This is a genomic window from Fortiea sp. LEGE XX443, assembly GCF_015206815.1.
Classification (GTDB): domain Bacteria; phylum Cyanobacteriota; class Cyanobacteriia; order Cyanobacteriales; family Nostocaceae; genus Nostoc_B.
Window position 1 is genome coordinate 1 of record NZ_JADEXZ010000081.1, and the last position, 24,611, is coordinate 24,611.

24 protein-coding genes and 1 tRNA gene are annotated in these 24,611 nt (G+C 41.1%); 5 read left to right on the plus strand and 20 right to left on the minus strand.

The annotated features are described in order from the left end of the window. Positions 1-313: 313 nt before the first annotated feature. The 11 genes from IQ259_RS22705 to IQ259_RS22755 form a co-directional block, all read right to left on the minus strand. Complete coding sequence (locus IQ259_RS22705) at positions 314-1,069, minus strand: DUF928 domain-containing protein (protein WP_193888293.1); 756 nt, start codon at positions 1,067-1,069, stop codon at positions 314-316. A 23-nt stretch (positions 1,070-1,092) separates the two neighbouring features. Next, on the minus strand, positions 1,093-2,013 hold the full coding sequence (locus IQ259_RS22710; protein WP_193888294.1) for a DUF928 domain-containing protein: 921 nt from the start codon (positions 2,011-2,013) through the stop codon (positions 1,093-1,095). A gap of 15 nt (positions 2,014-2,028) precedes the next feature. Next, positions 2,029-2,886 (minus strand): DUF928 domain-containing protein, encoded by an 858-nt coding sequence (locus IQ259_RS22715; RefSeq protein ID WP_193888295.1) that lies wholly within the window; start codon positions 2,884-2,886, stop codon positions 2,029-2,031. A gap of 43 nt (positions 2,887-2,929) precedes the next feature. Further along, a complete protein-coding gene (locus tag IQ259_RS22720; protein ID WP_193888296.1) occupies positions 2,930-3,712 on the minus strand; it encodes a molybdopterin-dependent oxidoreductase in 783 nt (260 codons plus the stop codon). 7 nt (positions 3,713-3,719) lie between these two features. Next, positions 3,720-4,328 carry a cytochrome b/b6 domain-containing protein gene (locus IQ259_RS22725; protein ID WP_193888297.1) on the minus strand — a complete coding sequence of 203 codons (609 nt, stop codon included), beginning with the start codon at positions 4,326-4,328 and terminating at the stop codon, positions 3,720-3,722. A gap of 212 nt (positions 4,329-4,540) precedes the next feature. Next, entirely contained in the window at positions 4,541-5,161 is a 621-nt protein-coding gene (locus IQ259_RS22730; RefSeq protein ID WP_339383975.1) for a DM13 domain-containing protein, read from the minus strand. Positions 5,162-5,260: 99 nt separating this feature from the next. After that, a complete protein-coding gene (locus tag IQ259_RS22735; RefSeq protein ID WP_193888298.1) occupies positions 5,261-5,950 on the minus strand; it encodes a cytochrome c biogenesis CcdA family protein in 690 nt (229 codons plus the stop codon). A 6-nt stretch (positions 5,951-5,956) separates the two neighbouring features. Next, complete coding sequence (locus IQ259_RS22740) at positions 5,957-6,565, minus strand: thioredoxin family protein (RefSeq protein ID WP_193888299.1); 609 nt, start codon at positions 6,563-6,565, stop codon at positions 5,957-5,959. A gap of 348 nt (positions 6,566-6,913) precedes the next feature. After that, positions 6,914-7,156 carry a hypothetical protein gene (locus IQ259_RS22745; RefSeq protein ID WP_228014710.1) on the minus strand — a complete coding sequence of 81 codons (243 nt, stop codon included), beginning with the start codon at positions 7,154-7,156 and terminating at the stop codon, positions 6,914-6,916. Between the two features lie 452 nt (positions 7,157-7,608). Continuing rightward, complete coding sequence (locus IQ259_RS22750; RefSeq protein ID WP_228014711.1) at positions 7,609-7,893, minus strand: hypothetical protein; 285 nt, start codon at positions 7,891-7,893, stop codon at positions 7,609-7,611. 113 nt (positions 7,894-8,006) lie between these two features. Next, complete coding sequence (locus tag IQ259_RS22755; RefSeq protein ID WP_193888300.1) at positions 8,007-8,912, minus strand: rhodanese-related sulfurtransferase; 906 nt, start codon at positions 8,910-8,912, stop codon at positions 8,007-8,009. Positions 8,913-8,984: 72 nt separating this feature from the next. On the opposite strand from IQ259_RS22755, the gene IQ259_RS22760 reads away from it, so the two are divergent. Continuing rightward, a tRNA-Ala gene (locus IQ259_RS22760) sits at positions 8,985-9,057 on the plus strand. 83 nt (positions 9,058-9,140) lie between these two features. Here IQ259_RS22760 and IQ259_RS22765 read toward each other — a convergent pair. The 3 genes from IQ259_RS22765 to IQ259_RS22775 all read right to left on the minus strand — a co-directional run bounded on the left by IQ259_RS22765 (position 9,141) and on the right by IQ259_RS22775 (position 13,087). Continuing rightward, positions 9,141-10,334, minus strand: a complete 1,194-nt coding sequence (locus IQ259_RS22765; protein ID WP_193888301.1) for a 4-hydroxy-3-methylbut-2-enyl diphosphate reductase — start codon at positions 10,332-10,334, stop codon at positions 9,141-9,143. A gap of 111 nt (positions 10,335-10,445) precedes the next feature. Beyond that, positions 10,446-11,255 carry an SGNH/GDSL hydrolase family protein gene (locus IQ259_RS22770; protein ID WP_193888302.1) on the minus strand — a complete coding sequence of 270 codons (810 nt, stop codon included), beginning with the start codon at positions 11,253-11,255 and terminating at the stop codon, positions 10,446-10,448. 230 nt (positions 11,256-11,485) lie between these two features. Continuing rightward, complete coding sequence (locus IQ259_RS22775) at positions 11,486-13,087, minus strand: ammonium transporter (protein WP_193888303.1); 1,602 nt, start codon at positions 13,085-13,087, stop codon at positions 11,486-11,488. An 856-nt stretch (positions 13,088-13,943) separates the two neighbouring features. Between IQ259_RS22775 and IQ259_RS22780 the strand changes: the two genes are divergently transcribed. From IQ259_RS22780 to IQ259_RS22795, 4 genes are all read left to right on the plus strand, one after another. After that, on the plus strand, positions 13,944-14,138 hold the full coding sequence (locus tag IQ259_RS22780; RefSeq protein WP_228014712.1) for a glycosyltransferase: 195 nt from the start codon (positions 13,944-13,946) through the stop codon (positions 14,136-14,138). A 105-nt stretch (positions 14,139-14,243) separates the two neighbouring features. After that, complete coding sequence (locus IQ259_RS22785; protein WP_193888304.1) at positions 14,244-14,420, plus strand: hypothetical protein; 177 nt, start codon at positions 14,244-14,246, stop codon at positions 14,418-14,420. Positions 14,421-15,022: 602 nt separating this feature from the next. Then, positions 15,023-15,685 carry a PEP-CTERM sorting domain-containing protein gene (locus IQ259_RS22790; RefSeq protein WP_193888305.1) on the plus strand — a complete coding sequence of 221 codons (663 nt, stop codon included), beginning with the start codon at positions 15,023-15,025 and terminating at the stop codon, positions 15,683-15,685. 444 nt (positions 15,686-16,129) lie between these two features. Next, positions 16,130-17,281, plus strand: a complete 1,152-nt coding sequence (locus IQ259_RS22795) for an alanine--glyoxylate aminotransferase family protein (RefSeq protein ID WP_193888306.1) — start codon at positions 16,130-16,132, stop codon at positions 17,279-17,281. A gap of 242 nt (positions 17,282-17,523) precedes the next feature. Here IQ259_RS22795 and IQ259_RS22800 read toward each other — a convergent pair whose 3' ends face one another. The 6 genes from IQ259_RS22800 to rpsB form a co-directional block, all read right to left on the minus strand. Further along, positions 17,524-17,751, minus strand: coding sequence for a DUF2949 domain-containing protein (locus tag IQ259_RS22800; RefSeq protein WP_193888307.1), 228 nt, complete (start codon positions 17,749-17,751; stop codon positions 17,524-17,526). Between the two features lie 486 nt (positions 17,752-18,237). Next, on the minus strand, positions 18,238-18,768 hold the full coding sequence (locus IQ259_RS22805) for a DUF192 domain-containing protein (RefSeq protein WP_193888308.1): 531 nt from the start codon (positions 18,766-18,768) through the stop codon (positions 18,238-18,240). 138 nt (positions 18,769-18,906) lie between these two features. Beyond that, entirely contained in the window at positions 18,907-21,381 is a 2,475-nt protein-coding gene (gene recG, locus IQ259_RS22810) for an ATP-dependent DNA helicase RecG (RefSeq protein ID WP_193888309.1), read from the minus strand. Positions 21,382-21,448: 67 nt separating this feature from the next. After that, positions 21,449-22,261: a hypothetical protein gene (locus tag IQ259_RS22815; RefSeq protein ID WP_193888310.1), complete on the minus strand. Its 813-nt coding sequence runs from the start codon at positions 22,259-22,261 to the stop codon at positions 21,449-21,451. Positions 22,262-22,434: 173 nt separating this feature from the next. After that, complete coding sequence (tsf, locus tag IQ259_RS22820; RefSeq protein WP_193888311.1) at positions 22,435-23,379, minus strand: translation elongation factor Ts; 945 nt, start codon at positions 23,377-23,379, stop codon at positions 22,435-22,437. 149 nt (positions 23,380-23,528) lie between these two features. Then, a complete protein-coding gene (gene rpsB, locus IQ259_RS22825) occupies positions 23,529-24,323 on the minus strand; it encodes a 30S ribosomal protein S2 (RefSeq protein WP_193888312.1) in 795 nt (264 codons plus the stop codon). Positions 24,324-24,611 lie beyond the last annotated feature (288 nt).

Consider the following 24,611-nt stretch of genomic DNA (forward strand, 5'->3'; position numbering starts at 1 on the left):
TGTTTCTATTGCTTTGAATATTAACTCTGCATCTAAGGTTGGCGTTATCAACGAAAAATCTTTTAGCAGCACCAATTTTTCCCATCGCACTTTTTGGAGAACAATTATTACTTTACCTTGCTTTTGTCCTTAACCGAGAAGTATTGGGATCTGAATTGTATTGATATAAAAACAAAAAACCCCAGTTTTTTTAAGAAACTAGGGTTCTGAATAAGGGCTTACTTAAAAGGGAATAAGCAACAATTAATTTAGGTGTGTTAGCCTTCACTTTACACACGCCACAAAACAGAGATTTTATATTGTTTCTTCTCTATTAAGGTGTGGTAACTTCTGAAGTTTGATTGATTGGTTGCAGCACATTTTTTCCTTGGACTAATGGTGCTTGAGCCAATTGCGAATCAAATTCTACGCCTTTTGTCATTAACAAACTTACCCAATCAGCTTTGAGCGCTGAATCTTGGGGGCGGGAATAGCGCATCTGCGCTAAAGTATCAAGAGTATCTTGCCAAATACCAGCTTCAGCATACAGTTTCAAACGCTCTTGAGGAGAGGCTGTTTCTAACTTACTCATCAATTGCGGATTGTCAATGCGTTGGATAGCACCTTGAACTAACTTATCTAAAGAGCGGTCTTGAGTATTACAAATAATCGAGAAGTTCCATCTATACTTCTGACCTTTGGCTAAAGTATTAGTTGGTAGGCTGACTCCAACTACGCCAGCATTACCACTGGGTTTGTACTTTTGTTTGTAAATCTCTTGCTCATTTTCATCTTGAAGCACTAACTCTACTTCGGGAGCCTTATTTTCTGGAATATAGAAATATAAGGTGGGGTTGTCTAAGGTTGTTAACCCAAGATTCGACTTCGGAACAATAGCAGTCAGATACTGATTCTTGGCTACACAGTTTACCCCGCGTGAACCACCTGGAACTCTTCGACCAGGTGCGCCTATGTTTGGTAAATTGATATTGACTTGTGCTTGTACTGGAGCTAGGGAACTTAAAATTGTCAATCCAACAATCGCAGAGATTGCCTTAGACAGAAGTTTTGGTGGTAAAGGTTTGTTCATTATGATATATCCTAGGTTAAAGGTTAAAATTTGTGCTTCTTTTTGGGTTGTAAAATTTCTGACACAAGAATTAAAGGCTGCTGCGCGATTTGCCGATTCAAGCCGACATTTCTTGCAGTTAACAATCCTTCCCAATCAGATGCTAGTCCTTGATTATTAGGAAGCAAGTAGCGTATTTGTGCCACACTAGCAAGGGCATCATGCCAAATACCTGCTGCTGCATACAAAACTGCACGCTCTTGTCTAGTAGCTTGTTGTAATTTTTTCACTAGTTGCTGGTCTGGTAGCACACGTTGTACTAAACCAGCTACAACTTTATTTTGAGACTTGTCTGTAGGATTACAGATTAAAGATAATTTCCATTTGTATTGTTTATTTACTGCTAAAGAATTAACAGGCAGACGTAAGCTAATTATGCCAGCTTTATTGCTAGGTTTGTATTTCTGTATGTAAACCTCTTGCTCATTTTCATTTTGGACAACTAGTTCTAATTCGGGGGCAGAAGTTTGGGGAACATAAAAAAACAGGGCGGGATTTGCCAGTGTAGTCAATCCTAATTGGGATTCAGGAATTAAAGCAGTTAAAGGGAGTTTTCCCTGTAAACACTGATTAGCAACTGGCACAGATGATCTCCCCCTATCTTCATTTTGAGGAGCTTTCCGTTGTACAGGTCGGCGGATATTACCAACACCATTGAAGGCATCTGGTAATCTTTGGATTGGTGATGCTGGCTGTACTTCAGGGATTATACCTGTATCCTCTCCAGACGATGGTTCATATACCCGTGTTCCCGCGGGTATCAATCTCCGAGGGCTACTAAGAATCGGCGGTACAAATATAATTTTTGTTCTGGCTACTGCTGTATTTACTGGTAAAAAGCCAGTTAAGCCAACAGTTATAACTAGAACTGTTATCCCGATTTTTTGTAGTTTTGGGCAGATCATCGGCTGGACTCCTGACTATTGTGAAATTTTGATCAATTGTTTAACTACAGAATCTTTGAGTCCTAGCTTGTGACGTTTCAGTGGTCTTGGAGCTTCTTGTTCTGAAATTAAGGGTTTTTGTGCTAATTTTTTATCAAACTCTACTCCAGGTGCTGTTAACAACGCTTCCCAATCAGCTTTGAGTTTTAAATCATGAGGATTGGAGTATCTTAACCTTGCTAAAGTATCAAGTGCATCATGCCAACTGCCAGCTTCTGCGTAGAGTAGCACACGCTCTTGAGGAGTTGCTTGCTCTAGTTTTTCAGTCAGTGAAGGATTTTTTACACGCTGGATAGTCCCTTGAACAAGTTTGTCTGAAGAACGGTCTTGGGGATTACAAATTATTGAAAAATTCCATCTATACTTTTTATTCATAGCTAAAGAGTCTGGTGGCAAATCTATTCCTACTACTCCTGCTTTAGTACTAGGTTTATACTTCTGCTGGTAAATAATTTGTTCATTTTCATCTTGAACAACTAGCTCTATTCTAGAAGCAGAATTTTGTGGAATAAAGAAATACAAGGTTGGGTTAGCTAAAGTTGTTAACCCTATGTTTGACTTAGGAATTAAGGCTGTTAAACGTTGATTTTTTGCTATACAATTTATCCCCCGTGAAGCAGCGGGTATTCTTCTACCAGGTACTCCTAGAGACGGCGGTAGACGTAATCTCACGCGAGTGCCAGACTGGATTGTTCTATTAGGCCGCCCCAGTGTATTTGGCAGAGTCTCACTTTCTGACTGTGCTACTGCAATCTTTGAGAGAGAGAGAACAGTAAACCCAAAAATAGCTGTTGGGATGATCAGCCAAATTTTTTGTGGCATTGTGGTGAGCATTAGGTGTACTCCTGCTATTCAGGAATTTTCATAAATTGTTTAACTAAATTCCACCAAACCACTCATAACCTTGGTCAATCCAATAACCTTTTCGAGCGTTCCAATTACTAGCTGATGCAATTTCAGTCAACCATTTAGGCGGTATTAAATTACTGGTTAATGTCACACGAGTTACCCATTTAGATTGTTTGTAACCAAGCTTGATGGGGGAGGCTAGACGTAGGGGCGCACCATTATCTGGTGGTAAAGGTTGACCATTTTTTTGATAAGCCAGGAGGGTTTGCGGGTGTAATACTGAGGCTATATCCCAGCTTTCGTAGAAAGGGATACCATCACTGTCTCTATCAGCAGACTGAAAGTAGGCGTAGCGGACTTGAGATTTTGGTTGTGCTAAATTTAGCAAATCTCTTAAGCGTACACCTCCCCACTGCACGATCGCCGCCCAACCTTCGACGCACACATGACGCATTACCATTGAAGTTAGGGGTAATTTATAGATGTCTGCCACGCTTAATTGCATTGGCTGATTCACTTCCCCATCGATGATAAGGCGATATTTTTCGAGATCAATTTGGGGAGTAGGGTTACCATTAACTAGCAGTGCCTGTGGTTCGATCGCACTTATGGGAAATTCTGGGACTGGTGTCTGCGGTTTTAGTAATAATTCTCCCACCTTGAGGTTGAGCGGCTCAGTTAAACTACCTACAGACTCTGATAGTAAGCTAGTGCCACAACTGCTAAGGAGCAAACCCACACTTGACATTCCCGATAGTTGCAACAATCGGCGGCGTGTCAAAAGATGGCTCGGTGCTGTAATTTTTTCCATACCACCTCTAAGTAAACATTGATTTAATCAAACGATAACCGCCGACTCTCTGGGATAGCAGAAAATGAGCGATCGTAAATAATACAATTATTGGCACGCTAACAAAGTGAATTACTCTTAGGGTTTGCCAATGGCCGAATAATCCAGCTAACCAATGTAGTTGGGCTGGTTTATACATTGCCAACCCAGAGGCGATCGCTAGTATTAAAACTGGTACAATTCCTGTGTAAATTAAGCGATGCCAAGCATAGTTTTTCCGTTTCGGATTCTGTCCTTTTTGTAAAACTTGCAAGTCACTTTGGGAAACAAATCGCCGCACCCATCGCCGCGTCACAAATATATAAACGCCATAGGCTAACAAGTTCAATGCAAACAGCCACATTGCGGCAAAATGCCAGTTTCGTCCACCTCCTAACCATCCTCCTAGTAAGAATGTCCGGGGAAAAGTCCATGCTCCCCGTCCACCAAATACAGGGTTGGCATTGTAAATTTGTAATCCACTGCCAATCATCAGTATTAAACTGACAATATTGATTGCATGAAATATTTTGGCAGGAAACTCTTGTTTCGGCCCCGAAGAAGGTTTGCCACGTTTATCAGCTTTAGAAGAAGCCATAGAAAGTCCTAAGTTTTTATATTCTAAAACCTAAATGTATCAGGTATTCTACTGCCTTACTGCTACAAAAGTTTACTAATCTACTTATTACTACTTATATCAGGTTTATTTGTTGACTTTATGGATTTTTTTGAATTGGTAATAGAATACTTACAAAAGTATTTATCTATTACCAATTAATATTCATCACCAATAATTAACTAGTCTGGAAATTATTTGCTGAAGGCAGCATAACCAAAAACAGCGTTAAATGGGCGACACCAAATTACTGCACTAGCGAAATCTGCAATCTTGACATTCTCTGGGATCGCGTAGCGTTGAGTGCCTGAGGTTTTTTGCAAGCGTCCCAAACTTGCGTAATCTTTTTCCGTCAGCCCGTAAATTTGGGGTTTTGCTTGGCGGTGTAGGATCACAAACAAGTCTGGCCCATTGTCTGTTTTGAAGTTCTGATCTAATTCCAGAAAATTCTTACCATTTTCAGTAATGATCCGCGCACTACCTTTGGTTACGTGTTCTCCTTTGACAAAACCACCAGATTTGACAACGGTTACTGCGCCAGGTTCGGTAGGTTGGGCTGAGGTTGCGGGAGATGCAGTCTCAGCAACTTGAACATTTTTGACACCTTGTTCAGAGGAATTCCCCCCTGGCTGCGTAGCCACTTCTTCTGCACAACCAACGATCGCCAAAGCAGCCAAACTTAAAAATAGCAATTTCCCTTGCATGGTGCAAAAGTCTCCAACTAACTGATCTTTCTTGATTTTTTGTTCTTGTTGACTACTAGCATTCGTGTTTGCAGATTCAAGATCATTACCGTCATGATTGCAACTTACCACGAACTCATTAATTAACTACACATGCAACACCGGAAATCCCTGAAAATTTAGCAAGAATTTATAAATTATCTCAAAAATTTTATCTGCTTGTCCCAGAATTTACAGTGGTAGGCGCGGAAACATTGGAGCCAGCCACAGTTGAATTTCCACATCCCAACCTAGGAGAATTGCGATCGCCGATGCGACTACTAAAACACCGCCTACTCTGTGTAAAATTTCACTGCGAGAACGCAACCCCAGCAAAGATTTACTCACATAACGCCCAGCATAGGCGATCGCTAACAGTGGTAAAGCCGCCCCCACTCCAAAAGCCAATAACAGTAAAAACGCTTCGGTAATTTGATGTTTGGCAGCAGCCAAAATTAAAATGCTACCCAGTACAGGGCCAGCACAAGGAGTCCACAAAAGACCAAGTTGAGTACCTAACCAAAACTCTCCTGTTAATCCTACCCCTGTGGTTCTTTTGATTTTTCCCAACTGCAAATAACTTACCAGCAGATAACTCAACTTGGGAAAGATAGCCAACAAACCCATGAGCAAGAGAATAAATATGCCCACAAACCTCAAAGTACTAGCGAGTTCTGCTAACCAACTGCTGGCAATTCCCAACAAACTACCTGCTGTGGCAAATCCGCCCACTAAACCAGCTACTAACGCTATGGGGCCATAGCGGTGAGTAGAAAGCGATCGCCCCACCAAAACAGGCAAAACAGGCAAAACACAAGGCGACAGTACAGTTAAAGACCCTGCTAAAATTGCTAATCCAGCTGATAGGGAAGTAATTGCCATTTCTACCTATCCTAAAAGTTGACGAATCATCTGTTCTGTCTCTGAATAGGCTCCTTCTCCAATGTGGTCGTAGCGAATTACTCCTTGACGGTCTGCTAAAAACAAATGCGGCCAATATTCGTTTTTATAGGCATTCCACGTTTTGAAATCGTTATCTATCGGCACAGCATAGTTAATTTTGTGCTTTTTCAAAGCTTGTTTGACATTGTTGGCAACTTTTTCAAAGGCAAATTCAGGAGTGTGAACACCGATAATTTTCAGTCCTTGAGCAGCATATTTTTCATGCCAACTGGTAACGTATGGTAGGGTACGAATACAGTTAATACAACCAAATGTCCAGAATTGGATTAACACAACACTGCCTTTGAGGTCAGCAGTTGTTAAAGGAGAAGAATTGAGCCACTGGGAAATTCCTTGGAATTCTGGGAGGAGTTTTGCGTCAGGGGGTAAGGCCGCGCTGACATCTTTAGTGGCAGTTTTATTAGGTGCAACAGCCGTGGGAATTGTGATTTTCTGAGAACGCAACCCAGAAGCGATCGCCACTCCACCTACTCCTATAGCTCCTAATCCCAGATAGGTGAGAAGTCGGCGGCGCTTGATGAAACTCTTATCCATAAAACAAATGTTGTGGTTATGAAGATCAATTTGAATACTTTCTCGTCTCGGATGATTACGGAGATACCGAAACTATTTTTTGGAGAAAAGGGTGCGGGGTTTACGCACCCATCAATTGCTTTGGTAAGTTTTACCTCTGTTTAAAACGAGTCTTGAAACTCGAAATTATACAGTGTATAAAAATACCAATTTTTTACCTCAACAGTTTTCAAGAATGGTTACAAAAAGTTTTTTGAGCAATTCTTGTATGAATAAGTGGCTTCAGGATACAAACTTTTCCTTATTTGTGTAAAATTTGTCTTTTTTGTCAAAGTAAAGTTATGGAATGTATCCTAGGCAAAGCCGCTATTAGGGTGTGCTTGTACCTGCTGGTTCTTTCTTCATTGCGTCGCCTTCTTTTTTCATTGCGTCGCCTTCTTTCTTCATTGCGTCGCCCTCTTTCTTCATCGCGTCGCCATTCTTCATCGCATCGCCTACAGGAGCAGCAGAAGGTGAGGGAGAAGCCTGATTATCAGAAGGGCTTGAGCAAGCAGCTACACTTCCCATCAAAGCAAGAGTTGCAACTAAACCAACCAATTTTAAATTCATCATCTTGTGGAACCCCTTAAATAGTCTGACTAAAGAAATAGACGAGGATCATCCTGTATAATCATACGGATGAAGCCAGATTTTGATAACAAATTAACTTTTTTTTTTAATTACTTTGCAAAAATTAATTTATCTTAACAATCTGACTCCATCTGCGGCTAAAAAACGTCTATTAATTTAGTACAGCGCCACACCTAGGTATTACGCAAAAAATTATGACTTTAGCCATATATTCTTTGGCTTTCCTTGGCTGGACTTTGAATTAAAATCAAGGAGGTTTAACACGAGCCTACACAAAAAAATAGGTAATAGCGTCAATTATCCAAGCATCGGGGCTTGCTTTTGGCTGAAAAACTGAATTTTCTTTCTCTTCATCAACCGGGTTTCTGGAAACTCATACACTTTTACTATCTAGAGCTTTCTGCAAAAACCCGATTTTTTAGGTTGATCGCAATTTACAAATCGGTCTTGATTTTAATTTTTCCTACAGCTCTACCAACTTTCTCCCATGTTCTAGCTGTTTCCACGTCTTGCCAATTAGTTCTCAAATGTTCAGCTTTCTCGTAACAAACTTGTGAAAGTATACTAAGTACACCAGACAAACTCATGTTCTCTATCATGATTTCTATGTCGCTTTTGTCGTACATTTTTACAACTCCAGAACAAAAATTTGTTAAACAGCTTTGATATAAGTAATCATCTACTAAATTTGGTTGTGATAATACCTGGAATTGTGCCATCTCGTCATGCAGCGATGGAATGACTTAAAAATTACCTGTGGGTTAGGCAGATATATGTCTTGTGGCTAACCCATAAATGACTTTAAACTGCTGACAAACAAAGGTTTTGAAATTTAGTCTTGTTGATTCGTTTGTAAAAGTTGATACTGTCGCCATTTTTCTTGTTGACGAACTCGTTTCTCTTCGGTGAGGTAATCAAAACAATAGGAGCAAGAAATACCCTCCTCATACTGAGGAGAGTCCTTATCTGGTGCTGAAATCGGATGTCCACAACAGAAGCACCTCTCGTGGCTTCCTGCTTCTAATCCATGACGGACAGCTACCCGTTCATCAAAAACAAAACATTCCCCTTCCCACAAACTTTTTGCGTCTGGGATTGACTCTAAATATTTGAGAATGCCGCCTTTGAGGTGATAAACTTCAGTAAACCCTTGGGCAAGCATAAAAGATGAAGCTTTTTCGCAGCGAATCCCACCAGTACAAAATAAGGCGACTTTTTTGTGTTGATTAGGGTTGAGGTGATGCTGAACATATTCCGGGAACTCCCGAAAAGATTGGGTGTGAGGATTATGTGCTTTTTTGAAAGTACCGACTTTCACTTCATACTCGTTTCGAGTGTCAATCACCGTAACTTCAGGATCAGAAATTAAATCATTCCATTCTTCTGGACTGACATAAATACCCACTTGCTGATTCGGGTCAATTTCTGGCAAACCCAAAGTGACAATTTCTGGCTTCAGTCGCACCTTCATCCGTTCAAATGGCGGGGTTTGAGTGTAAGATTCTTTGTATTCTAAGTCTGCTAAACGGCGATCGCAACGTAGATAAGAGAAAACAGCGTCAATCCCCTGACGCGAACCCGCAATTGTGCCGTTAATACCTTCTTTTGCCAACAAAATTGTCCCCTTAATACCTTGTGCTGAACAGTAAGACAGCAGGGGTTCTTGTTTCTGGGCAAAGTCGGGCAAACTGACAAATTTATAAAATGCTGCAACAATTTGCGTATTTTCTTGGTTCATCCCTTTAGCTATTGAACAATTTTCAGTTACAATACACACGTTATCTAAATTTGACTACCTTTTTAATTTTATGGGGGTTTAGCTCAGTTGGTAGAGCGCCTGCTTTGCAAGCAGGATGTCAGCGGTTCGAGTCCGCTAACCTCCACTAAAAAGTAATGTGCAAATAATGTAATTGCCGCAACTTCGTGAACAAGAGATACCCGATTTCTTGATCGGGTATCTGACGATCTAGGCTTTGAGGGTAAAAATCTTTTCAATCACATCCTCAACTACTTTATCTGGTGTGGATGCACCAGAGGTAATCCCGACGACGATTTTATCTGCTGGTAGCCAATTTTTTGCGATCGCTAGTTCACCATTTAACTGCCGATGTTCAATGGCGTTCCCAGGTTTTATCCGTTCTACACAATCAATATGATAGGAGGGAATGCTTTTTTCAATGGCAATTTGTTGTAATTGGGTAGTATTTGATGAGTTAAACCCACCAATCACCACCATTAAATCTAAATTATGTTGTACTAATTCCAACATAGCATCTTGCCGTTCTTGAGTAGCATCACAGATGGTATTAAAGCTTTGAAAATGCTGATTTAATTCGGTAGGGTTGTATTTCTGCATCATCGTTCGTTCAAACAGCTTACCAATCTGTTCGGTTTCACCTTTCAGCATTGTAGTTTGGTTAGCGATGCCAACCCGTTCTAAATCTCGGTCTGGATCAAATCCTGCTGAACAAGCTTTGGCAAATTTTTGTAAAAATTCTTCTCGATTACCACCGTTAAGAATGTAGTCAGCAACATATTGCGCTTCCTTTAAATTCAAAACAATTAAATATTTGCCCGCAAAGGAACTCGTAGCAACTGTTTCTTCGTGTTTATATTTACCGTGAATAATTGATGTGTAGTCTATTTTTTTGTGCTTTTCAACGGTATTCCAAACTTTAGATACCCAAGGACAAGTCGTATCGACAATTTTGCAGCCTTTATCATGTAATATCTGCATTTCTTGAACGCTGGCCCCAAATGCAGGTAGGATAACTACATCATTGGTTTCCACAACCGAAAAGTCTTTTTTGCCAGTTTCTATGGGGATAAATTTAACTTCCATTTCCTGCATCCGCTGATTCACAGAAGGATTGTGGATAATTTCGTTAGTAATCCAAATCTGTTCTGTGGGGAAATGCTGGCGGGTTTCATAGGCCATTGCGACTGCACGTTCTACACCCCAGCAAAAACCGAAAGCTTCGGCTAGTCGGATGGTAACATTGCCTCGTTGCAAGCTGTAATTGCGATCGCGGATTTCTTGAATCAAACTGCTTTGATACTCAGATTGCAACTGGGTTGTGACTTCTGCTTGATGACCAAACCCTTTGCGATTGTAATTTTCTGAATGTTGGAGTGTACGTTTAAAAGCTTTGGTATCCATATTTAATTCTGTGGTGTCTGCCCTTTCTGATTTTCGCGCGTGGAGACACAATTTAAGTAAAAAGTAAAAACTAAAAAGGCAAAAGATGCTTTTTGATTAACTCCCTACTTTCTATTTCTCTGATTGAGTATAAATTTGCAATGCAGTACGCCAAACCAGATAACCGGCGGGACTCAGGTGTAAACCATCAGTAGAGAGTTCTCGGCGGAGATTACCTTGCTGATTAGCAAATAAAGAGTATAAATCTAGATATTTTACGCCACGTTTGGCGGCTATGCGTTGTAGTTGTTGATTTAATTGGCGAATTCGACTGTTGGGAAGAGCTAAGAGTTTATCTCGTCCTTCCCAAGTTGCTTCTGCTGCTCCATGCGGTAAGATCGACTGCACAACAACTTGCGCTGTGGGATGGGCTTTTCGCAGGTATCGTATAATTTGCCGCTGATTATTTAAAATCACCTCATCACTTTCCCCACGGATGAGGTCATTAATGCCAATCAGGACAAAAATCACCTCTGGTTTGGTGCTGTCAAATAAATCCAATCGTTTGAGAAGTCCACCGCTGCTTTCACCAGAAATTGCTTGATTGAGCCAATATCGCTCTTCGGGTAATAACTCTGTGGGAAACCACAGACTCAGAGAATCTCCCGCTAGTATGCTGAGATGCTGAGGATGTTGCTCACTCGCAGCTTTGGCTTCTTGTTTGAGAATATCTAACCACTGCTGATAATTGAGTTGACGACGAGAACCTAATTCTGGTGCAACAGATTGGGATTCACTGACTGACTGCGGTGGCGAAGCCCCAAAAACCGCGGTCAATCTTTGTTGTTGCCAAATTAGCAGGATGACCGCCAACATAAGTATGCCGTTGGTTGCCAACGAGAACAATGCCCAAATAGGGAAGGTTTTTGCAGAAGTGGTCACGACTAGCGAAATTTGCCTATGATTTGACTCAAATTTTATACGCTAGTTGGGAAAAGTCACGAAAAAAGTTCTGAGTTATGAGAATACCCAAGGTAGTTAGGGCATCGGTAGATGATAAAACTGGAGAATAATTCAGAATTGCTATACCCAAGAAAAAACCGCCCCCTAAATGAACGGCAAAAGTTATGGGGGCGGGTATTGATCAGCAATAAAACTAGAAATTTTCCAACTTACATGGTTCCTGGTATATCCCCAGTGGGTGACATTCCACCAGAACTAGGGCTTTCAGAAAATCCACTAGGACTAGCCTCTTTCATGAATCCACTGTAAGCTTCCATACCGTGTTCGCCGATATCTAAGCCTTCTAATTCTTCTTGTCTAGTGACTCTAATACCTAAAGTCGCCTTCAGTACTAACCAAAAGATGCTGCTGACAAGTACAGTCATTCCGCCAACTGAGAGAATCCCAACTATCTGGGGAATTAATGTGCTAAAACCACCACCAAAGAATAAGCCGTGTGGGCCTACTGGTTTACCTGCCAAGTCAACCATCCAGGAATATCCACCAGGGCCAACAGCAAACAAACCAACAGCCAAAGTACCCCAAACACCGCAAACTAGGTGAACGGAAGTAGCTCCTACTGGGTCATCAATACCGAGTTTGTCAAAAAACGGCACTGAGAACACAACTAAAATGCCAGCAATCAAGCCAATAACGATCGAACTAGGAATGCTGACGTAAGCACAAGATGCTGTAATGCCGACCAAACCAGCCAAAATACCGTTAATAATCATGGATAGGTCTGGCTTACCTAAATACAACCAAGCTGTAACGGTAGCAGCAATCCCACCAACTGCACCAGCCATGTTGGTTGTTAAAGCAATGTGAGTAATTGCATTTGGATCGGCAGCCATTGTCGAACCGGGGTTGAAACCAAACCAGCCCAACCACAGAATCAAGCAACCCAAGGTGGCAATACTCATGTTATGCCCTGGCAAAGCCACCACTTGTTTATCTTGATATTTACCAATGCGTGGCCCAAGAAATGCGGCTCCCATCAATGCAGCCCAGCCACCAACTGAGTGAACTACTGTAGAACCAGCAAAATCCCAAAAACCAAAATCTGCCAGCCAGCCAGCGCCCCAAATCCAGTGTCCGGTAATGGGGTAAGCAATGCCTACAAGTAACAGGCTAAAAATTAAGAAGTCAACAAACTTAATCCGCTCTGCAACTGCGCCAGAAACAATCGTGGCTGCGGTTCCAGCAAATACCAGCTGGAATAAAAACTTGGCAGCCAGAGGAACACCTGTCCAACTGAGCGCACTAAACACTCCTTGGTAAGCATCTCCTGTAGCCGGACTGTTATCTGCTCCTCCTAAGAACAAGCCATTGAGTCCGATGAAGTCATTGCCATCGCCAAACATTAAGCCAAAGCCGATCGCCCAAAATGCTACGGTTGATAGGGCGAAGACAATCAAGTTTTTGGCTAAAACGTTAACAGCGTTCTTCTGGCGGCAGAACCCGGTTTCTAACATCCCAAAACCGGCGTTCATGAAGAACACTAAAAAAGCGGCGATCGCTACCCACAATGTGTCAATAGCAATTTTAAGTTCTGCTGTTGTTGGGCCAGCAGGTGCTGGAGTTTGTTGAGCAACAGCCATATAACCCCAACCCAACACGATTAGACAAGCCAAAGGTAAGCAAGCTTGCCAACTGGGAGAAAGTCGCTTAATTGCTAAATTTAATCGCTTGACTTTTGAGTTAAATTGTGTACTTTTAGCGTAATCTCTTGCCGCCGTTCGCCTAATTTTTGTTTTCTTATGTCTTTGCATGAATTTGAACATCATCCTCCAAACCATCCTGAAAGGAAAAACAGATCGAGCAAAAAACGAATGCTCTTAAAATTACTTGTTTCCACGCTAGAAAGCCAAATAACCCAAAAAGGAGTTGAGAAAACTAACGATACTCCTGTCAATATTTTTTGCTGTTATCCTTAAGAAATTATTATGTATTTTCCGAAACAGTCAAGTCTCCTTCACTTAATCTTTAATCTCTGAATCTTCATGCTTGAGTTGCTCAACTGCTGGCAATTATCAATACAATCCCTTCAAAAAATCACTTAAACTGCTGTCAACTTAAAAAAATTATCTGACAGCAATTATTAAAATCCTTCTTGTGGCAAACATTGGTGAACTCACGCATAAATTTGATTGATTCTCTATTTCCTAAAATAGCAATTCTGTATCTTTAGATACGATTTTTTTAAGCTTGTTCTTTTATTGCTTTGAAAGTGATGAGTTCAAGAAACTAGATCCTTTACACCGACAGGATTTACTCTCTTCCATCAACAACAGTAACCAATAACATTAAATTTTTATAAATAAAATGAATAGATTGTTACAAAGTCTAGCTACTTATATAAATTCAGACTAACGCATCAAGGTTGTCTTTTGATGCAATTAAGAGGTTTTGGGAATTCTTCAAAAGCAAGCTGCAATGAGAAAATTGTAAAACACTTACCCAACTGCATGACAAGTTAGCTACTAAAAAGCAATACATAGTTTTTCCCAAACCTTGGTCAATATTTTCAATAAAAAGGTGTTTTACTATCTTGTACAATAGTTATTTTTAAATGATTTTTGATCAATCATAAATAGTGTAATTTTTGACTTAATTCTTGAAGTTTAAATGATCATTTGTACTAGCAATCGGGCAAAATATTTAAATTACGGCATCGATAGTATTATTACTCAAACTTTTGAAGATTGGGAAATAATTTTTGTTAATGATAGTAGCACAGATAATACCTTTGAAGTTGTCAATCAATATATTCAAAATTTTCATAATATTCGTTACTTCTTTTTTGTTAATTACTGGCGATGAGGTTGTAACTAATAGGCAATTGATACAGGTTTTTTGCCAGTTTATCTTAAAGCTGATCAGCAATATATCAACCAAAAACCTTGGATAAAAGTGTTTTGAGCGCAAATGCTCATAGCACGCGATCGCCCTAATTTAGCTGGATATATTCGTATATCTGACAATCTTGTCCGAGCAATTGAGGCTGCATTGCTAGGGGAATCTTCCCAAGAATCACTCAAAAAAGCCCAAGAGCGTTTAGAACTGATTCGGGAAAATCACATCTTTACGCACTTGCCATATTAAGCTACATAGTTTGTTGCAAAATTCAACTGTCTTTAGACAGAATAATATTACTGTTAATGTCCCAAAGTGAGTAATTGCAAGGGTTTGACAGTGCTTTGTTACATTGATCTATTTACTTACTAAGGAATTAAATTTACATAAATTTTATAGAAAATAATACTTGGTTTACGTTTTTGTCTTGATATTGGATAGCTTGTAGCTGTCTCTCTCAACTAATTAATCACGATTTTAGATATAAAAATTTCATGAAGCTCAGTAAAAACCTTTGATTCTAATTGCTTTTCTGGTAAGAGTATTCGGTGTTAATTGGTGAAAAACCCATACACTCTTGCCTACTAGAAACAGCCCTAATTTTTTGCTAACTACCAATTACGTAAATAAATGGGCGATTCTGTGTTAGTGAGAAAGTAAGGCTTAGTCAGTACCTCAAAGAAAAAAAGCGATACAAAAGGCTTCAGGCATTTTATTGCTTTTTATCAAAGCGGCAGATTAATGCTAATCTGTTCCTTACTTTTTCGTGTTCAATTGTTTTGAGGTACTGATTCATATGACTTCTGAGTACATTTGGGATCAACTTTGAAATGTTCACAAGAGTAAATACAATGACTAAATTTAGTTTCACGAATAAGTTACTAGTTGCTGGTGCTGGAGCAACATTAGTTTTTGCTTCTAGCCCATCTCAAGCAGCAGTTATCAACATCTCAGATTTTACTGGATGGCAGCAAATTGGTAACGTTAGCCTGATTAATAATCAACAAGTGACACTTTCCTCTACTGGAGGAGTTTCTGACTCGAACATAGAGTCATTCTTAGGATTAGCCAATGGAACATTGGATGCTTCTAACTTTCAAAATGTTACCAATGGTTCTGCAATTAGAAATACCATTGCAGCCCAAGCAGGAGATGTTTTGAGATTTGATTGGCAATTTCAGACGAATGATTATCTACCTTTCAACGACTTTTCTTTCTACTCGATTGGATCTTCACTCTATGAACTGGCTGATGTGCGGCTAGTGGGTAATTTTGGACAAACTGCATCTCAAACTTCTTTCACATTCACTACAGCCGGAACATACACCGTCGGATTTGGGGTTGCAAATACGCTTGATGAGCTTGTCTCCTCAAATCTAACTGTTGGTAGTGCGGCTATTAACGAATCTGTCCCCGAACCAATTACCATCATAGGCTCATTAACAGCTGGTGCTTTTGGTGTAGCTTTACGTCGCAAGAAAAAGCAGCAACAAAAGGCTAACTCTGAAGCTTGAGCTAACAGCCTCAATTGATACTTTGTTTGCTGCTTTCGGGTAAATATAAGCAGTAACGGGATTTTATTAGATAAATGCTAACAGAGAGCGATCGGCGATCGCTCTTAATTTATTAGTACAAAAAATATTATGGTAGATTACTGTGTTTTTGACGAACACAGAATTTTTTTGTCTAAAGAAATTGGTGTTATTGTGCTTTTGTAGCGATCGCTAGACACTACGGAATTCTACAAATCGTTGTACTTATAATCCAATTTGTGAGATCCTAGATGATTGTTGCTATAAAACTTAAACAAACTAGGTAGCAAAGTCAAGCTGACCAATAATTATATGGATTTGGAGAATGCAGAAAATACTGGTGCAAAATTCAACACCATATACATTCTCTACCAGAATTAACCATCCCCTAAACCTTTACTGTAATTTGACTATTAGGACAAAGACATGGAAGATAAGCTGATGCTGATGATTCCTGGCCCGACACCGGTGCCAGAAGCCGCCTTACTGGCTTTAGCCAAGCATCCCATTGGTCATCGTACCAGTGAGTTTAGTAACATCCTGGCAGAAGTGACAGCGAATTTGAAATGGCTACACCAGACAGAAAGCGATGTGCTGATGCTGAATGTCAGTGGTACAGGTGCAGTAGAAGCTGGGATAATTAATTTTCTTTCACCAGGCGATCGCATTTTAATTGGCTGTAATGGTAAATTTGGTGAACGCTGGGCAGAAGTTAGCCAAGCCTATGGTTTAAATGTCGAAATTATTACGGCAGAATGGGGTAAACCTCTAGACCCAGCAGAGTTTGCCGAAAAACTGCAAGCCGATACTGCTAAGGAAATCAAAGCCGTTGTCATCACCCACAGTGAAACATCAACGGGTGTTCTCAATGACCTAGAAACCATCAATCACCACGTTAAAGAACACGGTGAAGCTTTAATTATTGTGGATGCAGTCACTAGTTTGGGTGCATTCAACTTACCAGTTGATGCTTGGGGACTGGATGTAGTCGCCTCCGGTTCTCAAAAGGGTTACATGATTCCTCCAGGTTTGGGTTTTGTTTCTGTTAGCGCTAAAGCTTGGGAAGCTTACAAAACAGCCAAATTGCCCAAATACTATTTGGATTTAGGCAAATATCGCAAATCTACTGCCAAGAATACGACTCCCTTCACTCCCCCTGTGAATTTAATTGTGGCGCTGCACACTACTTTGGGGATGATGAAAGAAGAAGGTTTAGAATCTATCTTTGGACGACATGAACGCCAAAAGAACGCCACCCGTGCAGCTATTAAAGGGTTAAACTTACCGTTGTTTGCAGCAGATAGCTGTGCTAGTCCAGCAATTACAGCGGTAGCACCACCAGATATTGAAGCGGATAAAATTCGCTCGTTAATGAACAAGCGGTTTGATATTGCTTTGGCTGGTGGTCAAGACCATTTAAAAAATAAAATTTTCCGCATTGGTCACTTGGGTTTTGTGAGCGATCGCGATATTCTTAGCTGCATAGCATCCCTAGAAGTTGTGCTTTTAGAACTTGGCTACGAAAACTTTACACCGGGTGCTGGTGTAGCGGCAGCAGCTAGAGTATTTGCTCAGTAGTTAATAGTTATAGCAGGTGACAGGGTTAAAAATCTTTTAGTGCCTAAGTTTGGTTATCTGTTGATGTCCTAACCACTTTGGCTAAAAACTAAAAGAGCGAGTTGAATAAATTGTTTAACTCGCTCTTTTGATTTGGATTTAAATAAGTAGGATTGGTAAAAGTCAATTTCCCTATCTATTAGCTTTAGTACAAAGCAGGGTGGATGTGACATACCTCAATTCTCCTGCATGAACATTCATGCTTACACGGTCTCCAGCCAGTCGTAAATTTGTTCTAACTGTTCCATCGTAACCAACCCATACTGCCAAAGAATCATCGGCAAAGGCCCTGGGTCTTGCTCCCGATGCCGTAAAGCTACTGCCAGGGATGCTGTCGAAATTGACAAATCTTCCTGTAAAAAATGAATCAGTCGTGAATATGTTGATGGTGCCATTTGTAACTCACCTCCTTGTTTAGCATGTATGGTCATATGTGGATTTCCATTCCTCTTGTGTCCGCAGCTACTACTACATCTGTGACTGTGCAATTACCGGACTAATATCCTGCAATATTTGCCAGATATTCCCCAATTAGAACGCTTTTTATCAGAAAACTAGGAAATTTCAGCCTGAGAATCATCGGTTTGCTCAGTTTTCTAGTAGCGTGTCCTGCGAGTTAAATTAGTGCCATCCTGAATTTGCTTAAGTGTTCTATTTAATTACACATTGAGTGATAAAGATTCCATAGCCTATGCTCCCCTATGAGCAGCCATTTACACTTACGCCAAAAGGAGGATTTTTCACCTTAAATCGTTAAGATTGTTATTTTACCTCTTAAGTGGTAGATTTTACTATTTTTGTCATCATATTAGATGATTGAGAAACTATTTGGCTTTTTATCTGTACTTAACAGTTTTTTTACAAAAAAATCATTAATCTCTCTTTTGCCGCACCTTGGTAAATCAGGTATTTGTCGTTTATTGCCGTAAATCTATGTCTTTTAAAAAGTTAATTTTTACATTATCTCCTGGCTGCAACTTTAATTCAGATGCTCTTCCTGCACGCAACTCAATTACCATATCAATTGGTACGTTTGGGCCATAAGTCGCACAAGGCTCACTGGCACATGGTGGTGCAGCAGTCTGAATATACTTCACTACGCCATTTTGTAAAAAGACCATATCCAGCGGCACAGGTACATTCTTCATCCAAAACTGAACAGGCTGTGCAGAAGGAAACTTGAATAACATACCGCGATTATCTGGTAATGCCGGTCTATTCATCAAACCTTTTGCCTGTTCCTCTTGAGTCAATGCCACTTCCAACTCAATTGTTGTACCGTTAGGAACAATAGCCTGAGCCGAAATTGGTAGAGTTTGACCAGTGGTTGCTGGCGCTTGAACTTGAGAATTTGGTTTATCTACAGGAGGTTTAGCTGTCGTTTGCGTAGAACATCCCATGACAAACAGACTCAGCATGATTGGTAGTAAACTCAGCCAACATATCATAAAATTTGCCATTTTGTGAATTAAATTTTGATTTTACAGAATTTCCACCAGAAAGCCCACTGCTTTCGGTATCTTTTTTCGTCACATGGGCAATTATGAGTTAATAATCAATCTTTTATAATTATGGACAGAGAAAAATTAGGTCAAAATTGCACCTCCCATCAATCGTTCATAGCGATACTTCAATTCTTCTTTCATCAAATACCAGCGCTCTAAGGTGACATCTATCTCTATTACTTTCTCTGCTGCTTGCCGAGCTAACAACAACACTTCCTCATCTTCAACCAAACTCGCTAAAGTAAAATCTGGCACACCTGATTGACGCGTTCCCAAGACTTCTCCAGGGCCACGAAAACGCATATCCATTTCCGAGATAAAAAAGCCATCCTGAGACTGTTCCAATACTTTCAGCCGTTGTTGAGCCTCAGGATTTCTAGAACTGCTCATCAGTAAACAATAAGACTGAGCCGCACCACGACCAACACGCCCCCGCAGTTGGTGTAGTTGCGATAAGCCAAAGCGCTCGGCATTTTCAATGAGCATTACCGTGGCATTCGGCACGTCTACTCCAACTTCAACAACTGTGGTAGAGACGAGAATTTGTGTTTGGTTATCCCGAAATTTGGTAATTGCTTCGTCTTTTTCGGCTGAACTCATACGACCATGCAGCAACCCGACTTGAAACTCTGGAAAGACACTTTCTTGTAACTTTTGATGCTCATCTACTGCCGATCGCAAATCTAGTTTCTCTGATTCTTCCACCAAAGGTAACACCACATAAGTTTGCCTACCTTGCACAACTTCCCGGCGGATGAGGTCGTAAGCATGGGTGCGTTGCTGACTGGTCAGTGCGGTGGTTTGAATCTTTTGTCGTCCTGGTGGTAATTCATCAATTTGGCTAACATCTAAGTCCCCATGAATTGTTAGTGCTAATGTCCGGGGGATGGGAGTGGCGGTCATAGTTAATACATGGGGTTGTTCGCCTTTTTGTTGTAATAACGCTCGTTGTTTCACCCCAAAGCGATGTTGTTCATCAATTACCACTAACCCCAAGCGGTGAAAGTTTACTGGGTCTTGAATTAAGGCGTGAGTTCCCACTAATAAAGGTAATTGCCCTGTTTCTAAGAGCGAGTGAATTTCTCTGCGTTTGGCAGTTCTGGTAGAACCGGTGAGTAATTCTACAGGTAAATGCAGCAGGTTAAACCAGCTAACTAACTTGCGGTAATGCTGTTCTGCTAACACTTCCGTAGGAGCCATCAATGCTCCTTGATAACCAGATTGAATTGCAGCCAAAATTGCCACTACAGCAACGACGGTTTTACCAGAACCAACATCACCCTGTACTAAGCGATTCATGGGTGTGGTTTTCTGCAAATCATTCAAAATATCGTTGAGGACTCGTTGCTGTGCGCCAGTCAGTTGAAAGGGTAAGATTTCGTAGAATTTTTCAATTAACTGACCTTTGGGTGCAAGAATGGCACTGGTTTGAATCGCCTTTGCTTGTTGCTGACGTTGGAGTAAGCCGAGTTGTAGGTAGAAAAATTCATCAAAGACCAGACGACGGCGAGCAGCTTGTAAGGTGGTGCTATCGGTGGGAAAGTGGATATTAGCGATCGCATCTTTCAATTCCATCAAACCATACTTTTCCCGCAAACCTTTAGGTAAGGGGTCTTTAAGAGAAGTCGCCGCAGGTAGTACAGCAATCACCGCTTGACGTACCATACTAGCCATCACTCCCTCGGTAAGCGCATAAATTGGCACTACTCGTCCAATGGTCAACGACTCAATTGTGTCTCCAGGATTTGCTAAAACTTCCAGTTCTGGGTTATCAAGTGTCAAGCCATATTTACTCTCTTTCACCAAACCACAAGCTGCTACCACACTACCTACTGGGTAACGGCGTTTCACACTTTCTTGCCAAGCTCGACTAGTGAAACGCGCCCCCGCAGAAAAACGCCCGACTTTAATTTGACCTGTATTATCTTTGAGTATCAGTTCTAAGATAGATAATTTTTTATTCTTGGGGCTAGTAAAGCAATTACAACGCTTCACACTAGCCACGATAGTTACTGTCTCACCCGCCTGTAACTCGCGGATATTTACCTGACGCGCATAGTCGATGTGGTCGCGGGGATAGTAAAATAACAAATCTCGCACGGTATACAAACTCAAAGCAGCTAATTTGTCAGCTTTACGGATACCGATTTCTGGTAAATCGCTAAGTTTTTGGTCAATTTTTGGGGCTAGTCTGCGACTCACCTCATTCACAACAGGTGTAGATTTGGGAATTTTGGATTGATAACCTCTGCCTTGCTTCTCTAATTCCTCTGGGTCTTCCTGCTGTTTTTGCAGTTGGTCGAGATATCGGCGAGTTGCTGCAATTAAGTGCTGTCTGTCTTTTATTTCCAGATGGGAATAGCTGGCAAATTTCATCGCTAGTTCTTGCCAGGGGCGACGCTCAATTGCGGGTAAAGCCGCTGGGAATTTCCCAAAAGTCAGGCTGAGAAATTCACTAAAGCGGTACTGTTTGCCCATTAAGTCTGTAAAGCCATGTTCGGCTTCTATTGCCAAGGCTTTGTGCAAGCGTATCCAATCTGGTGTGTCATTAGTCATTGGTAAATTGTCAATAGTCAATGGTCAATAGTTGATGGTCATTTGACTTTGGACAAAGGACAAATGACTAATCTTCATACCAACTTGAGCGCCAAGCAGCTTCGGCTTCTGCGATGGAACGTTCCCGTTGCTTTTTTTGATACTCCCGTCCTAGTTTTTGGAGTTGTACTAAAATATTACGAATTTGTTTGCGGCTGGAGGCCAGTGTCCCATCTGCAAATTCTATTTCTCCGAGTCGCAGATTAATTGCCATAATCTGGGTCAAGCTAGATTCTTCTTCGTCCTGCTCATTCTCAATTTCAATTACCAAGTTTAAGAGATTCGGTGGCCCTGGCATGACTTCTGCTGCTGCTTCTGAGGCTGCGGCTGCTGCTTCTAAAATTGGTTCTGGAATTTTTTTTGGCAGAATATCCGCTCTTTGCAACAACACATTTGCGTCATGGGAGACTTTTTTTAGCGCCTGTTGTGTCAATTCTTCTAAGCTATTTTGCCATTTTGCCAATTCTTCAGGGCTAGAAGAGTCAGGGGGATTGAGTATTGAGTGTTGAACAACAAGCTCTGTCTCATCTCCCTCATATTCCCCGACTTCTGCTGTTTCCTCACCATTGACATGGGTAAGTAATTGCTCAGATAGCTGTTGTCCTAATTTGCGGATGGCTTGCTGTAATTTTTGCCGTTGATTCAACGACAACTTTAAGAAGTTTTCGGGATATCCCTGAGTACACAGGTGGTAACTTGCCAGAATCAACTGTTTCCGCACAGCTTCACCCAAGAGGGTGAGATAGATAGTATCGGCGCTTTGGAGTTCTGCTGCGATCGCGCGTATCGCTTCTTCCAGCATTGCCAAATCTCGATCAATTCGCTCAATTGCTCTCGCCATATCTTCTCTGAATTGCCCACCTGAACCTAATTATGGTACAAATGTACGCAGTTATTTTCTAATAATAAAATACAGGTCAGCTTAGTGTAACTGACCTGTCTTAAAAAAGCGTTATTTGTCTGGAAAATCCAAAGTCAAAAGTAATTAATTTTGACTATTGACTAACAACCACATTACTTAGCTCCCATTTGAGCCGCAACTTCTTCAGCAAAGTTACTTTCTTGCTTCTCAATACCCTCACCAAGAATGTAGCGCACAAAGCGGTTGACCTGAATTTCTTCACCAACTTTAGCTTGAACTTGCTTCACCAAGTCTTCTACAGAAATACTTTGGTCGCGGATGTAAGGCTGATCTAGCAAAGTCATTTCTTTTAGGCGTTTGTCAATCCGTCCTTGAACAATCTTTTCTTTAATGTTCTCAGGTTTGTTTGCCAAATCGTCTTTGCCCATTTCGATGTCTTTTTCTTTTTGGACAACAGGTGCAGGGATTTGGTCTACGCTGACATACTCAACGTTTGGACAAGCCGCAACTTGCATAGCTGTATTCCGTGCTAAAGCTTGGAATTCTTCGTTACCCGCTGCTGACTCAGTTTTAGAGTTTATTTGAACCAACACACCAACGCGACCACCAGTGTGGATGTAACTGTCTACTACTCCTGGTGTATCTTTTGCTAGTGCAAAGTTGATAAAGCGGCGTACCTGGATGTTTTCACCAAGGTTAGCAATAGCTTGCTTGATAAATTCATCTACGGTGACGCTGCTATCTTCGATGTAGGATTGAGCCAGCAAAGACTCAATACTATCAGCAGTGGCAGCTTGCCGTGCTAGGTTCTTAACTAGAGATTTAAAAGCTTCATTTCGGGCAACGAAATCGGTTTGGCAGTTGACTTCTATAAGTACACCTACTTGACCATCAGGTTGAATGTAGGTGTCTACTAGACCTTCTGCGGCAATGCGATCGCTTTTTTTCCCCGCAGAAGCGATGCCCTTTTTCCGTAGCCAATCTATAGCTTGATCAATGTCGCCTTCAGTCTCTTTCAGCGCCTTTTTGCAGTCCATCATGCCGGCACCAGTTTTTTGGCGTAGCTCTTGGACGAGTTTTGCAGATATTTCCGCCATGTTGCCTCAATTCCTAACTTGACCTAGAGTTTTTATCGCTCGCAGGCGTTGAATATTTCTATCTTACTCAGGACTGAGTACAAGCATGAAGTCTAAAGTGTGAAGTGTGAAATTTTATTTTTCATCCTTCATACTTCATACTTCATACTTTATTCTTCGTCTTCGTCTTCAGGAATTAACGAGTCAGTATACTCACCTTCCTCGTATTCGTAATCTTCCTCACCGCCTTCATAATCTTCGTATTCTTCTTCTGCATCCAGCTGACCATGACGGCCTTCATAAATTGCATCCGCCAATTTGCCAACTATCAGCTTAATGGATCTGATAGCGTCATCATTTGCTGGGATAGGAATATCTACAACATCTGGGTCACAGTTGGTATCTAACATGGAAACAATGGGAATTGACAGTTTTTGACATTCTTGAACTGCGTTATATTCCCGGCGTTGGTCTACAATTATTACCACGTCAGGGACTTTCCGCATGGTTTTGATCCCACCCAGGTATTTTTGTAGCTTTGTCATCTCCCGACGCAGCATAGAAGCTTCTTTTTTAGGCAATAAATCCAGAGCGCCGTTATCTTCTCTGCGTTCCAAATCTTTCAGGCGTTCTACCCTAGTTTTAATGGTTGCCCAGTTGGTGAGCATTCCACCCAACCAGCGCTGGTTAATATAATGAGCGCCACAACGAGACGCTTCTTGAGCAATGATTCCTGCGGCTTGGCGCTTAGTGCCGACGAACAAGAATTTTTTACCTTGCTCGGCTTGGGTTCTCATGTAGCTGTAAGCATCTTCCATCAACTGGGCTGTTTGCACCAAGTCGATGATGTGTACACCATTGCGGGAAGTATAGATGTACGGAGACATTTTTGGGTTCCAGCGGCGGGTTTGATGCCCAAAGTGAACCCCCGACTCCATCATTTGAGCCAATGAAACGACTGGCATATATTCTTACTCCTATTCGGGTTAAACCTCCACCCAGGTGTATTTTCCCGTGAGAAAACACCCGAACTCCTGGATGTGCGGAATTTAGTTAACTTTACTAGGGTAACACAGTTATGCTAATTTTGAATAAAATCAGGCGTAAACCTTCCGAGAGTTACAGTTATAGCTGTCGCCATAGATATTAGGACGCAGCTTGTTTGAGAATAGTATCAATGGCATCTCGCAAATTATCCGAGTCGCGTAAGTGTTTGCGAATTCGGCTTTTCAACCAAGCCCAACACTTCTCTA